Raw genomic sequence first — 13,485 nt, forward strand, 5'->3', positions numbered from 1 at the left:
TCGAAAACATGTTGCGTCCCTACTTCTCTCTCGTGCTGACCGCTGCGGTCGCACTGCTCGCGACCGGCTGCTCGCTGGAAGACACCACCGCCGGGAGCGACGATGCAGTGCCCGTAGTGATCGGTTACCAATCGAAGACGATCAACACGGTCACCGCCGGAACACTGTTGCGAGCCCAGGGCTACCTCGAACAGCGTCTGCAAGAACTGACCGAGGAGACGGGGACGAGGTACTTCGTCGAATGGCAGGACTACGACACCGGCGCGCCGATCACCGCGCAGATGGTGGCCGAGAAGATCGACATCGGCTCGATGGGTGATTATCCCATGCTGATCAACGGCTCACGCACACAGGCGAATCCGCGATCGAAAACCGAGATCGTGTCGGTCACCGGGTACAACCCGGAGGGTGCCCTGAACATGGTGGTCGTCCCTCCGAACTCTCCCGCCACCACGCTCGCCGATCTCGCGGGCCGGAAAGTGTCTGCCAGCGTCGGTTCTGCCGGGCATGGAACCCTCGTCCGTGCGCTCGACCGCGCCGGAATCGACCCGAGCACCGGCGTCGAGGTTCTCAACCAGCAACCGCCGGTCGGATCCTCCGCCCTCGAATCCGGTCAGGTCGCGGCATTGTCACAGTTCGTTGCCTGGCCCGGGCTTCTCGTGTTCCAGGACAAGGCGAAATTGCTCTACGACGGCGCCGAGCTGAACACACCCACCCTGCACGGGGTCGTCGTGCGGGAGGCCTACGCGGACGAGCACCCCGAAGTCGTCGATGCGTTCCTCCGTGCACAACTCGACGCCACGCACTTCATCCGGACCGAGCCACTCGAGGCTGCACGCATCGTCGCCGAAGACAGCGGACTGCCGCAGGAGGTGGTCTACCTGTACAACGGGCCCGGTGGTACGACGTTCGACACCACGCTCCGACCCGAACTGGTCGAAGCGCTGAAGGCAGACGTCCCGTATCTGAAATCGATCGGTGACTTCGCGGATCTCGACGTCGAGGGGTTCGTTGACGACGTGCCTCTGCGCGCGGCATTCGATGCCGAGGGGCAGAACTACGATGCCACTGTCACGACGCCCGGCAGCCCCACAGCGGTGACCGGCACCGATCCTGTGTGCGGCACGCCTGCGACCGATCCGGCTCTGGCCGGGGAAGTCTGGTTCGCAGATGCGACGCAGACCCAGCCTGCGGCGAGCCCGACCTGCCTGCTCCGGGCGGTCAAACAGGCACGCGCCGAGGGTCGTGACGTCCGCAGCGCGTACGTTCCCGATGCCGAACTGGGCACCCGCTGGTTCGCGGACAAGGCGGTGTGGGTGCGCGACGGTGACACCTTCCTGCCCTTCACCACCGACGCCGCCGCCGGCCGCTACCTGCGCGCCCACCCGGCGGGAACAGTCGTCACGTACGACCGCGCTGTGGAGGAGGTTCGGCAGTGACCACCCTGCAGCCGTCGATCGTATCGATCGAATCCGAGGCCGCGGTACTGCAGCCCGATCCGGCACCGCTGCCCGCGTGGGCATCCTCGTGGCGATCCCGCCTTCTGCGCATCACGTCCGTCGTCGCCGCCATCGCAGCGTGGCAGCTGCTGACGGCCAACGACGTGCGGTTGTGGTTGCGATTCGACACCCTTCCCACCGTCACCGACGTCGTGTCCGCGTTCGGCACCCAGCTGCGCAACGACCTCTTCTACCTCGACCTGGGCCAGTCCCTGATCCGCATCCTCAGCGGGTTCGGACTCGCCACCGTGATCGGTGTGGCCGCCGGGATCGCGCTCGGCAGGTCGACGCTGTTCGCCGACGTCCTCGGACCGTTGACCGAACTGGCCCGGCCCATTCCGGCGATCGCCGTGGTTCCCGTTGCGATCCTGTTGTTTCCGAGCGACGAGGCCGGGATCGTCTTCATCACCTTCGTGGCCGCATTCTTTCCGATCATGGTCAGCACCCGGCACGCGGTCCGGGCGTTGCCCACGCTGTGGGAAGACTCGGTGCGCACCCTCGGGGGTGGGCGCTGGGATGTGCTGGCCCGGGTGGTGCTTCCGGGGATCCTGCCCGGAGTGTTCGGTGGCTTGTCGGTCGGGATCGGTGTCGCGTGGATCTGCGTCATCTCCGCGGAAATGATCTCCGGCCGCCTCGGCGTCGGCTACCGCACCTGGCAGGCCTACACGATCGTCGACTATCCCGGTGTATTCGTCGGCATGATCACCATCGGCATCCTGGGCTTCGCCACATCGGCGGCGGTGGAGTTGCTCGGCAGGCGTGTCACCCGCTGGCTGCCCCGAGGGGAGCGCGCATGACCGCCACCACGCTCGCGACCGGAATGTCACTCATACTCGACGACGTCACACTGTCGTACACCGGAGCTCCGGTCATCCGCTCGCTGTCGCTGACCGTGGTGCCGGGTGAGATCCTCGTCCTCACGGGGCCGTCCGGCTGCGGTAAATCGACAGTGCTCCGGGCTCTGGCCGGGTTGCTGCCACCCGCCGCCGGCCGGGTGGTCGCGGACGGTGAGTCGGTGGTGTCGACGTCCCGGGACAGGGCCGTGGTGTTTCAGGACAACGCTCTGCTGCCGTGGCGCAGCGTGCGCTCGAACATCGAACTTGCCCTGGCGCTTCGCGGTGAGCCGAGGAAGGGCCGCCGGGCCACTGCCGACCGCTGGATCGACGAAGTCGGTCTCACCGGGTTCGGAGACTTCCTCCCGAAGAACCTCTCCGGCGGCATGCGACAACGTGTGCAGTTGGCGCGTGGTCTCGCCGGCGCACCCCGCGCCGTGATGATGGACGAGCCGTTCGGCGCTCTCGACACGCAGACCCGCGGGGTGATGCAGCGGCTTCTCGTCGACACCTGGAGCACCCACCCCACGACGGTGGTCTTCGTGACCCACGACGTGGACGAGGCGGTCCTGCTCGGAGACCGGGTGGCGGTCCTGGGCGGAGCGGGCAGACCACTGCGGGCGCTCGTGGACATTCCCCACCCGCGCAAGCGGGAGTTCCTCGGCCACGCCGAAACCCGAGCCGCACGCGGCGAGGTACTGGCGGCGCTGGAACAGACCGATGACGCCCCGACGACGAACGATCCGGAGAACCGATGAACATCCCCGACCTTGCCGAGACCGTGCGTCTCGACTGCGATGTACTGGTCATCGGCGGTGGCACAGCCGGCACGATGGCTGCCCTGACAGCAGCCGAGAACGGCGCGAACGTCCTGCTGCTGGAAAAGGCACACGTGCGGCACTCAGGGGCCCTCGCCATGGGCATGGACGGCGTCAACAACGCGGTCATTCCCGGCAAGGCCGAACCCGAGGACTACGTCGCGGAGATCACCCGGGCCAACGACGGAATCGTCAGTCAGCGCACGGTCTATCAAACCGCAACCCGCGGCTTCGCCATGGTGCAGCGCCTCGAAAAGTACGGAGTGAAGTTCGAGAAGGACGAGTACGGGGAGTACGCGGTGCGGCGCGTGCATCGCTCCGGTTCCTATGTGCTGCCGATGCCCGAGGGTAAGGACGTGAAAAAGGCTCTGTACCGGGTGCTGCGGCAGCGGAAGATGCGGGAGAAGATCCGCATCGAGAACCGATTGATGCCCGTTCGCGTCCTCACGGAGAACGGCCGGGCCGTCGGGGCCGCTGCGCTGAACACCCGCACGGGGGAGTTCGTGGCAGTCGGCGCGAAAGCGGTGATCCTGGCGACCGGTCCCTGCGGCCGACTGGGATTACCGGCCTCCGGATACCTGTACGGCACCTACGAGAATCCGACGAACGCCGGCGACGGCTACTCGATGGCCTACCACGCCGGCGCAGAACTCAGTGGCATCGAGTGCTTCCAGATCAATCCGCTCATCAAGGACTACAACGGGCCTGCCTGCGCCTACGTCGCCAACCCGTTCGGCGGTTATCAGGTCAACGCGCACGGTGAACGGTTCGTCGATTCCGACTACTGGTCGGGGCAGATGATGAGCGAGGTCAAGAGCGAGATCGAGTCGGCTCGTGGGCCCATTTATCTCAAGGTGAGCCACCTTCCGGAGGAAACGCTCGACACCCTGGAATCGATCCTCCACACCACCGAGCGTCCCACCCGCGGCACCTTCCACGCGGGCCGCGGTCACGACTACCGCAGTCACGACATCGAGATGCACATCTCCGAGATCGGACTCTGCAGCGGGCATTCCGCGTCCGGAGTGTGGGTGGACGAGCACGGCGCCACCACCGTTCCCGGGTTGTACGCCGCAGGCGACCTCGCCTGCGTTCCGCACAATTACATGATCGGCGCGTTCGTCTACGGCGACCTCGCCGGGGCACACGCGACCGGCACGCTGCCCGGAATCCCAGCGCCCACCCTGCTGCCCGAAGACCAGTTGAAGGAGGCGCACGAGCTGATCTACCGGCCGCTGCGCAACCCCGACGGGCCCCCGCAGCCGCAGGTGGAATACAAGTTGCGCCGATTCGTCAACGATTACGTCGCGCCGCCGAAGACGGCCACCAAGCTGTCCATTGCCGTGGAAACTTTCGAACGGATGGAGCGCGAGATCGCCGAGATGGGCGCCACCACCCCGCACGAGTTGATGCGCTGCGCGGAGGTCACGTTCATCCGTGACTGCGCCGAGATGGCCTCCCGCAGTTCCCTCACCAGAACCGAGAGCCGCTGGGGGCTCTACCATGAGCGCGCCGACCTACCGGAGTCGAGCGACGAGGAATGGGGGTATCACCTGAACCTGCGTCGCGGGGCGAACGGGGAGATGGAATTCTTCAAGAGGCCGGTCGCACCGTACTTCGTTTCGGTTCCGGGCCTCGATTCCCTTCCGCCGCAGGACCAGACGGTGATCGCGGTGACTCAGCCGCCGCTGGTCGGAGGACGCGCGCCGGTCGAGGAGCGTTCACGTATCGCCGCGCCGGTCCGGCAGGAACCGTCGTCGCCCGCCCTCGTCGCGCTGCTCGGCCTCGATGCACCCAGCATCGACGAGCTGGAGCCGTACCTCCGAAATAACGACCCCCAGGTCCGGGTGACCGCACTGTCCGTGCTGACCGAGGGAACGCCCGACGGCTTCACGGGAGCACTCTTCGCGGCGCTCGCCGACGAAGCCGTCACCGTTCGCCGCGCCGCCGCCGAAGGGTTGCGCGAACTGGTCGAGGTGCTCACCTCTGCCGCTGGGCTGGAGGCGCATCTGGAGTCGGGTGACGCCGTGGTCCGGGCCGCGGTGATCGACGTGCTGCGCGCACTGCACGCGGGGTCGGCGGAGCAGTTCCTGACGGCGTTGTCCGACTCCGATCACCACGTTCGGATCGAAGCGGTGCGAGGCCTGGTGTCGCTGGACAAGTGGGAGTCGGTGGCGTCGGGGGCACACGACGAGAACCGGGAAGTGCGGATCACCGTGGCGCACGGGCTCGCCACCATCGGTCTCGGTGGACTCGACGCAGTGCGAGAGTTGGCCGGTGACCGCGACCCGCTGGTGCGTGCAGCGGCACTGACGGCATTCGCCGGATTGGGGTGCCGCGACGACGATGTCGCCCTCGTCGTCACGGCACTGCGCGAATCCGCCTGGCAGATACGGCAGGGGGCAGCACGCGGACTGGCCGGAGCGGACCCGGGCATTGCCGTGCCCGCTCTCGCGGAAACATTGGAGGATCCGCACCTCGATGTGCGGAAGGCAGCCGTGCTCTCACTCGGACGGTGGGCCGGCGATCGGACTGCGGCTCAGGCTTTGACCGAGGCCCTGGGCGACACCGATGCCGATGTACGGGCCTACGCCCGGCAGGCGTTGAGCGCGGCGAACAGCGTCCCGGTCGCCTGACACAGGTGGGGGCGAAGGACGGTGGCGTCCTTCGCCCCCACCAGGAAATCAGACGCTTGCGACGCCCGGCGCCAGGAACCGCTTCCCGTTGACTGCCTCGGAGGTGCCGGTGCGGTCCAGGTACGGCGTGATGCCACCGTTCCAGAAACCGAACCCGCCGCCCAGGATCAGGCAGAGGTCGATGTCCTCGGCCGCGGCGACGACACCCTCGTCGAGCATGATCTGGATCTCTTCGGCGAACGCGCGACGAGTGCGCTCGAGAACCTCTTCGGACGTGGACGCCTTGTCGCCCTGCTTCCACAATTCGGCGACCTCGGGGTCGACGACCTGCTTGCCGTCGGCGCCGTAGCTCCACACCGCGGGCTTCTTGGCCTCGACCAAGGCCTCGAGCCCGGGGGAGTTGTGGAACCGCTCGGGGTACGCCTCGGCGAGCGTCTCGCCGGTGTGCAGCGCGACCGCCGGTCCGACGAGTGCGAGCAGCGTGAAGGGCGTCATCGGCATGCCCAGTTCGGCGATGGCGTTGTCGGCCACCTCGAACGGGGTGCCCTCGTCCACCGCGTTCATCACCTCACCGAGGGTGCGGATCAGAAGCCGGTTGAAGACGAAGCCGGGCAGGTCGGCGGAACCGACGGCCGACTTCTTCAGCGCCTTCGCGGTCGCGAATGCCGTTGCCAGAGTGGCATCGTCGGTCTTCTCACCCTTGATCACCTCGAGAAGCGGGAGGACCGCAACAGGATTGAAGAAGTGGAAGCCGACGACCCGCTCGGGATGCTTCAGGTCCGCGGCCATCTTGGTGATCGACAGCGAAGACGTGTTGGTCGCCAGGATCGTCTCGGGAGCGATGTACTCCTCGAGTTCCGCGAAGATCTTCTTCTTCAGATCGAGATTTTCGAACACGGCCTCGATCACGAAGTCGGTCTTCGCGAAGGCGGACTTGTCCAGCGATCCCGATACCAGGCCCTTGAGGCGGTTCGCGGCGTCGGGAGACAGCCGCCCCTTGCCCTGGAGCTTGTCGATCTCACCGTGGACGTAGCCGACACCCTTGTCGATGCGCTCCTGGTCGATGTCGGTGAGGATCACCGGAACCTTCAGCTGCCGCACGAACAGCATGGCGAGCTGGCTGGCCATCAGGCCGGCACCGACGATGCCGACGCCGGTGACCTTGCGTGCGAGGGACTTGTCCGGCGCACCCGCGGGACGCTTCGCCCGCTTGTTCACCAGGTCGAATGCGTACAGCCCGGCGCGGAGCTCGTCCGCCAGCAGAAGGTCGGCGAGAGCTTCGTCTTCTGCGGCGAAACCCTTGTCCAGCGACGCCGGATCGGTGAGGTCGGTGTTGCGAGCCAATTCCAGCAGCTCGACGGCCTTGACCGGTCCGGGAGCGTTGTTCTTCGTCTTGCCTTCGACGATGGCCTTTGCGCGCGAGATTGCCTCGTCCCAGCCCTGACCCCGATCGATCTCGGGACGGGACGGAGTGATCTCACCCGCGAGAACCTGTGCCGCCCAGGCGAAGGACTGCTCGAGGAAGTCGGCCGAACCGAACACGGCATCGACGACACCGAGCTCGAGAGCCTTCTTCGGGTTGAGAGTTTTGTTCTGGTTCAGCGCATTCTCGACGACGACGGTCACCGCGTTCGAGGGCCCGATCAGGTTGGGCAGCAACTGCGTTCCACCCCAGCCGGGGACCAGACCGAGGAACGTCTCGGGCAGACCCAGCGCGCCGGCGCTCTCGGATACCGTGCGGTAGTGGCTGTGCAGCGCGACCTCGAGACCGCCGCCGAGCGCGACCCCGTTGACGAAGGCGAAAGTCGGCACGGAGGACTCACGCAGGCGACGGAACACCCTGTGACCCAACCGGCCGAGCTCGAGCGCCTGCTCGCGGTCGGTAATGCTCGGGACGCCCTTGAGGTCGGCGCCGGCAGCGAAGATGAACGGCTTGCCGGTGATCGCGACCGCAACCGGGTTCGCCGCGAAGGCCTCGTCCAGGGCTGCGTCGAGGGCAGCGAGGCCGCCCGGGCCGAACGACGACGGCTTGGTGTGGTCGAAACCGTTGTCGAGCGTGATCAGGGCGACCGGACCCTCGATGCCCGGGACTGCCACGATCTTGGTGTACGCGTTCGTCACGACCTCGTCGGCGAATGCTGTGGTGATAGAAGTCATTTACTTCGCTCCGTCGAAAATCGGGTTCTCCCAGATCACCGTTCCACCCATGCCCAGACCGATGCACATCGTGGTCAGGCCGTAGCGGACGTCGGGACGCTGGGCGAACTGGCGGGAAAGCTGAGTCATCAGGCGCACGCCGGAGGACGCGAGCGGGTGACCGCAGGCGATGGCGCCACCCCACTGGTTGACCCGCGGATCGTCGTCGGCGATGCCGTAGTGCTCGAGGAATGCGAGCACCTGCACGGCAAATGCCTCGTTGATCTCGAACAGGCCGATGTCCTCGATCTTCAGACCGGTACGCGCGAGCAGCTTCTCAGTGGCAGGGACGGGGCCGATGCCCATCACGGCGGGGTCGACACCCTGAAACGCGAATCCGACCATGCGCATCCCGATCGGCAGTCCGAGCTCGTGTGCCGTGTCCTCACCCGCGAGGATCGCCGCCGTGGCGCCGTCGTTGAGACCGGCGGCGTTGCCGGCGGTGATGCGGCCCGCCGGACGGAACGGAGTCTTCAGCTTGGCGAGGTCTTCGATCGTGGTGCCTGGGCGCGGCGGCTCGTCCTCGGTGGCGAGTCCCCACCCCGCGGCGGAGCGGGTGGCCACCGGAACGAGGGTGTCGGCAATGAAGCCGGCCTTCTTGGCGGCGTCGTACTTGTTCTGGCTGGCGACGGCGTACGCGTCGGTGCGGTCCTTGGTGATGCTGGGGAACCGGTCGTGCAGGTTCTCGGCGGTGTTGCCCATCACCAGGGCACTGGGGTCGACGAGGCGGTCGGCGAGGAATCGCGGGTTCGGGTCGGCGCCCTCACCCATCGGGTGGTGACCCATGTGCTCGACGCCTCCGGCGATCACCACGTCGTACTGGCCGAAACCGATGCCGGACGCGGTGGTGGTGACCGACGTCATGGCGCCGGCGCACATTCGGTCGATCGCGAAACCGGGAACCGTTTCGGGCAGGCCGGCGAGGATGCCTGCGGTGCGGCCGATGGTCAGACCCTGATCACCGGTCTGCGTGGTCGCGGCGATGGCGACCTCGTCGATCCGCGCGGGATCGAGCTGCGGATTGCGGCGGAGTAGTTCACGAATGGTTTTGACGACGAGGTCGTCTGCCCGGGTCTCGGCGTACATGCCCTTGGGACCGGCCTTGCCGAACGGGGTCCGGATCCCGTCGACGAACACGACGTTGCGTTGCGATGTGGTGGATGGAGCCACGCGAATTCCTCCTGATGGAGCAGTCTGGTGCCGGATCACGGCCAAGCGTCCGGCCTCGGGCACAGACTACCCCTATCGTTACTCGCGGGTAACTTAATGGGTGCTTCATCAGGATTTTGCCCGCAGAACCAGGCGATCGTGCCGGTCAGGCGCTGGGCGGCTCGTCGCCGGGGGTCGCCGACAGTGCCGCGCCGAGCACCGGCACCGTCAACTCCCGCTGCCACGGACGCGCGCCACCCGCTGCGAGGATGCGGTCGACGGCTGCACCGACGTTCCCGTCCACGGGCGGCGTCCAGTCCCAGCACAGTCGGCGCACGAGATCCGGGGTCAGCAAATTCTCGACCGGAACCGACACCTCCACACCGAGAGTGGCCAGCGCAGCACGAGCCGCCGTCAACCGGTCGGCAGCTGCCGGGTCGTGCCGCGCCCACCGGCTCGGCGGAGGTGGTCCCGTGAAGGGCTGAGTCTTGGGTGGCAACTCGGCGTCCGGCAACGCCCGCGCCTCCTCCAGCGCCGCCAACCAGATTCGCGTGTGCCGCCGCTGACGCGGGCCGCCGAACACCGGAAGGGCGCGCAGAGTGTCGATGCTCCGCGGACTCTTCACCGACGCCTCGATGATCGCGGAGTCGGGCAGCACCCGGCTGGGGGAGACGTCACGAGTGCGGGCAAGGTCCTCCCTCGCCTGCCAGAGGGAGCGCGCCGCGGCGAGCTGGCGTTGCGTCTTCAACGACGTGATGTGTGAGGTTCGACGCCAGCGGTCGGGCTTGGGCTTCGGCGGACCGGCCAGCCGGATGTGCTCGAACTCCTGCGCCGCCCACTCGGTCTTACCCTGCTTCTCGAGTTCCGCGGCCATGACCTCGCGCAACTCGATGAGAACCTCCACGTCGAGTGCGGCGTAATTCAGCCACGAGTTGGGAAGAGGCCGCTTCGACCAATCCGCGGCACCGTGCCCCTTTCTCAGCTCGAGGCCCAAGGTCCGCTCCACGATGGCGGCAAGTCCCACCCGCTCGAAGCCCGCGAGACGACCGGCGAGTTCGGTGTCGAACAAGGCCGCCGGTGCCAGCCCCAGCTCGGCCAGCCCCGGCAGATCCTGATCAGCGGAATGCAGAATCCACTCCAGCGGATTGATCGCCTCCGCGAGCGGTGCGAGGTCGGCCGCCGTCGGAATCGGATCGAGCAGCACCGTCCCCGCGCCTTCCCGGCGCAGCTGCACCAGATACGCCCGAGCCGAATACCGGAAACCGGAAGCACGTTCGGCGTCCACAGCCAAAGGCCCGGTGCCCTCACCCAAGGCGGCAGCCGCCTTCGCCACGCCCTCCGCCGTGGTCACCACCTGCGGCACCCCATCGCGTGGGGCAAGAAGCGGCACCACCTGCCGGGCGGTCTGCTCGTCGGCAACAGTGGACGAGGTCTCGTCGGTGACAGTGGACGAGGTCTCGTCGGCAACAGTGGACGAGGTCTCGTCGGTGACTTCGGACATGAGACCTGACTCTACGTCGCCGCCCGATTCCCGCAGCGATTCGGCGGTGTCAGGCACGGGTGGCCGCGGCCTTGGCGAGTTCGTCCAGAGCGTCGGGGAAGGCGTCGGCAAGGTCCCAGAGCTGTGGAGCGAGCTCCGGGCAACTCATCAAGCCGATGTCGAGTTGCCCGTTCAGGGACATCACCGTCACATTGAGGCCGGCCCCGTGGAAAATCGGTCCCATCGGATACATCGCCTTGATCAGGGCGCCCAGGAAGTAGAGCGGATCTGTTGGTCCCGGCACGTTCGAGATCACCAGGTTGTGCACGACGGGATGGCGTTCGGCGAGTCCGAGTGTCGAGTACAGGCGCATGGCGGCTCCGAATACCGACTGCCCGATGAACTGGGACCAGTCCTGCAGGAGGGTCGCGCCCAACGTCTCGTTGTGCTCTTTCGACGTGGAGTTGTGTTCGGCGATGGCGAGCAGTCGTTCCACCGGATCCTCGATATCGCTGCCCAGTTCGGTGAACATCCCGCTCACCTGATTGGTTCCGGGCCGGTCCGACTTGCCGCGCACCGACACCGGCACGATGGCGACGAGCGACTTGTCGGGTAGTTCCCGACGCATATCGAGGTAGGTCCGCAGTGCCCCCGAGCAGAGGGCGAGGACCACGTCGTTCACCTTGACCCCGAAGGCGTTCTTCACCTGTTTGACGAGGTCGAAATCGAGCTGGGTGAAGGCAATGGTGCGGTGGCTGGTCAGCGTGCCGTTGAGCGAAGTTCGGGGCGCGGTGAACGGCGCGGGCATTGCGTCTCCACGCCGTGCACGGTCGATCCAGCGGGGGAGCAGGCCGACGCTCCGGGGAATGATCTGCAACAGCTTCACCGGCCGTGACGCGACGGACAGCAATCCACCGACGGCGATCTCGAGTGAGCTGGCGTCGCCGGCGCCCTGGGCGGAGTCTGTGGGATCGGGCCTCGGCGAATCTGGTTCGAGGCCGCACAGCTGGGCGATCATGCTCGCGCCGGTAACTCCGTCGACTCCTGCGTGATGCATCTTGGACATGACCGCGACGGACCCGTCCTCCAAGCCCTCGATGACCCACATCTCCCACAGTGGTCGTGCGCGATCGAGCGGCTGCCCCGCGATGTTTCCGCACAATTCGGCAAGCTCCTCCCGTCCGCCGGGGGCCGGAACGGCCACCCGGTGGCAGTGCCGGTCGATGTCGAAATCGGCGTCGTCGACCCAGACGGGGTGATCCAGATTGAAGCGGGAATCCTGCAGCTTCCGCCGGAACGACGGGATGGCTTCGGTCCGGATGCCGAGTTCCTCCTTCAACCGGCCGTAGCTGTAGCCGCCGGGGACCGTCGACGTATCGAGCACGATGAGCCCGCAGACGTGGAGGAGCTGCGTCGAGGTTTCGAGGTACAGGAAGGAGGCATCGAGCCCGCTGAGTCGCTGCATCTTCAAATAGTAGAACACGTTCTAGTAATTGGTCCATGGAAAGGAGAGAATGCGAGATGGGCGGCCTCCGGGGCGTGGAGGAGGTGCGCAGTCATCTGTTCAGCTCGGTGCTCGGTCGCACCTGGCGTCGATCTATAGAACATGTTCTACGATGTCGGGATGACTCGAGGCTTCGTTCTCCGGCACGGCGTGGGGGCGGCGCTCGCCGCCAATGCGCTGCGTCCCCTGCCCGGCGCACCGACGTCGGTCTTCGCCTTCTTTTCCGGATGGCTGACAACCGAATTGGCGCCGCACCTCCTCGCGGCGACTGCTGCGGACACGGCCGTCCACGTCGCGCGACACGGAATTCGTTCCCGCACCGACCGCATCGGGGTCGCACTCGCAATCGCCTCGATGAGCGGACTGGCCGCCGCGATCGCCACCGGCCGTGGAGCAGGTGAGGAAGCCGAAAGCGCGCTGGTCGAGGCGCTCGGCGAAAACTACACCGATCGCGACGACGCCATCGAACGTTCGGGACGGCCGGTATGGCGTCAGCTGCTCAATCCGTTCCGGATGGCCAACGAAGACGTCACGCGCATCCGCAACCTCGCGTACGGCCCGGGCGGTCGTCGTGCGCAACTTGACATCTACCACCACAAGGACCGCCCGGCGAGCAGCCCGATCCTGCTGCAGATCCACGGCGGCGGGTGGGTCATCGGCAACAAGGACCAGCAGGGTCTGCCGCTGATGTTCGAGATGGCGTCGCGCGGATGGGTGTGCGTGGCGGTGAACTATCCGCTCTCGCCGCGGGCCAAGTGGCCCGAACACCTCGTCGCGATCAAGCAGGCGCTGGCCTGGATGAGGAAGAATATCGAGAACTACGGCGGCAACCCCGACTTCATCGCTGTCACGGGTGGGTCCGCAGGCGGTCACCTGGCTGCCATGGTGGGTCTCACCGCCAACGACCCGCGGTTTCAGCCCGGTTTCGAGGACGCCGACACTTCCGTACACGCGTGCGTCCCGTATTACGGCGTCTACGACATCGCCGGTGACTCGGGAATCAGGGCCGTCCTTCAGCGTGTCCATTCCGGACTGATGCCGTTGATCCTCGGCAGGCACGCCACCTTCCCAGACGACTACCGGGCCGCGTCACCCTTGGCACAGGTGCGGGCCGACGCTCCGCCGTTCTTCGTCATACACGGCGCGAGCGACTCCCTGGTGCCGGTCGCGGAGGCACGGTTCTTCGTCGACGAGTTACGCAAGGTGTCCCGCAATCCAGTCGCCTACGCCGAACTGCGGGGAGCCCAGCACGCCTTCGACGTCTTCCCGTCGATTCGCAGCATTTCGGTGACCCAGGCGGTCGGGCGATTCCTGGAATGGTCGCGCAGCGCCACCACCGACGTTCCGGCGGCTGAGGAACCGGCGTAGCG

9 protein-coding genes are annotated in these 13,485 nt (G+C 66.7%); 5 read left to right on the top strand and 4 right to left on the bottom strand.

Annotation, left to right across the window (positions count from 1 at the left end; all coding sequences use genetic code 11):
- Nucleotides 1-8 precede the first annotated feature (8 nt).
- Genes JQT59_RS20610 through JQT59_RS20625 form a run of 4 tightly spaced genes read left to right on the top strand, consistent with a single transcriptional unit; the run spans nucleotide 9 to nucleotide 5,786 of the window.
- Nucleotides 9-1,439 carry an ABC transporter substrate-binding protein gene (locus JQT59_RS20610; protein ID WP_213571786.1) on the top strand — a complete coding sequence of 477 codons (1,431 nt, stop codon included), beginning with the start codon at nucleotides 9-11 and terminating at the stop codon, nucleotides 1,437-1,439.
- Nucleotides 1,436-2,296, top strand: coding sequence for an ABC transporter permease (locus JQT59_RS20615; RefSeq protein WP_213571787.1), 861 nt, complete (start codon nucleotides 1,436-1,438; stop codon nucleotides 2,294-2,296). Before JQT59_RS20610 ends, JQT59_RS20615 begins: the two co-directional genes overlap by 4 nt.
- On the top strand, nucleotides 2,293-3,090 hold the full coding sequence (locus JQT59_RS20620) for an ABC transporter ATP-binding protein (RefSeq protein ID WP_213571788.1): 798 nt from the start codon (nucleotides 2,293-2,295) through the stop codon (nucleotides 3,088-3,090). Before JQT59_RS20615 ends, JQT59_RS20620 begins: the two co-directional genes overlap by 4 nt.
- Entirely contained in the window at nucleotides 3,087-5,786 is a 2,700-nt protein-coding gene (locus JQT59_RS20625; RefSeq protein WP_213571789.1) for a fumarate reductase/succinate dehydrogenase flavoprotein subunit, read from the top strand. Before JQT59_RS20620 ends, JQT59_RS20625 begins: the two co-directional genes overlap by 4 nt.
- Before the next feature lie 48 nt (nucleotides 5,787-5,834).
- On the opposite strand, the gene JQT59_RS20630 is transcribed toward JQT59_RS20625, so the two are convergent.
- The 4 genes from JQT59_RS20630 to JQT59_RS20645 all read right to left on the bottom strand — a co-directional run bounded on the left by JQT59_RS20630 (nucleotide 5,835) and on the right by JQT59_RS20645 (nucleotide 12,076).
- On the bottom strand, nucleotides 5,835-7,943 hold the full coding sequence (locus JQT59_RS20630) for a 3-hydroxyacyl-CoA dehydrogenase NAD-binding domain-containing protein (RefSeq protein WP_213571790.1): 2,109 nt from the start codon (nucleotides 7,941-7,943) through the stop codon (nucleotides 5,835-5,837).
- Nucleotides 7,944-9,152, bottom strand: a complete 1,209-nt coding sequence (locus JQT59_RS20635; protein WP_109330614.1) for a thiolase family protein — start codon at nucleotides 9,150-9,152, stop codon at nucleotides 7,944-7,946. It lies immediately after the preceding gene.
- Nucleotides 9,153-9,297: 145 nt separating this feature from the next.
- Entirely contained in the window at nucleotides 9,298-10,632 is a 1,335-nt protein-coding gene (locus tag JQT59_RS20640) for a ribonuclease D (protein WP_213571791.1), read from the bottom strand.
- A 49-nt stretch (nucleotides 10,633-10,681) separates the two neighbouring features.
- Nucleotides 10,682-12,076, bottom strand: coding sequence for a WS/DGAT/MGAT family O-acyltransferase (locus tag JQT59_RS20645; RefSeq protein WP_213571792.1), 1,395 nt, complete (start codon nucleotides 12,074-12,076; stop codon nucleotides 10,682-10,684).
- Nucleotides 12,077-12,235: 159 nt separating this feature from the next.
- Here JQT59_RS20645 and JQT59_RS20650 point away from each other — a divergent pair, with 159 nt between their 5' ends.
- Nucleotides 12,236-13,483 (top strand): alpha/beta hydrolase, encoded by a 1,248-nt coding sequence (locus JQT59_RS20650; RefSeq protein WP_213571793.1) that lies wholly within the window; start codon nucleotides 12,236-12,238, stop codon nucleotides 13,481-13,483.
- Nucleotides 13,484-13,485: the final 2 nt, after the last annotated feature.

The sequence above is a fragment of the Rhodococcus sp. USK13 genome, assembly GCF_018343855.1.
GTDB lineage: Bacteria > Actinomycetota > Actinomycetes > Mycobacteriales > Mycobacteriaceae > Rhodococcus_F > Rhodococcus_F oxybenzonivorans.

Bases quoted from the DNA above. Each gene is read 5' to 3' on its own strand.
- JQT59_RS20610 (WP_213571786.1), top strand. From the start codon at position 9: ATGTTGCGTCCCTACTTCTCTCTCGTGCTGACCGCTGCGGTCGCACTG.
- JQT59_RS20620 (WP_213571788.1), top strand. From the start codon at position 2,293: ATGACCGCCACCACGCTCGCGACCGGAATGTCACTCATACTCGACGAC.
- JQT59_RS20625 (WP_213571789.1), top strand. From the start codon at position 3,087: ATGAACATCCCCGACCTTGCCGAGACCGTGCGTCTCGACTGCGATGTA.
- JQT59_RS20630 (WP_213571790.1), bottom strand. From the start codon at position 7,943: ATGACTTCTATCACCACAGCATTCGCCGACGAGGTCGTGACGAACGCG.
- JQT59_RS20640 (WP_213571791.1), bottom strand. From the start codon at position 10,632: ATGTCCGAAGTCACCGACGAGACCTCGTCCACTGTTGCCGACGAGACC.
- JQT59_RS20645 (WP_213571792.1), bottom strand. From the start codon at position 12,076: ATGCAGCGACTCAGCGGGCTCGATGCCTCCTTCCTGTACCTCGAAACC.
- JQT59_RS20650 (WP_213571793.1), top strand. From the start codon at position 12,236: ATGACTCGAGGCTTCGTTCTCCGGCACGGCGTGGGGGCGGCGCTCGCC.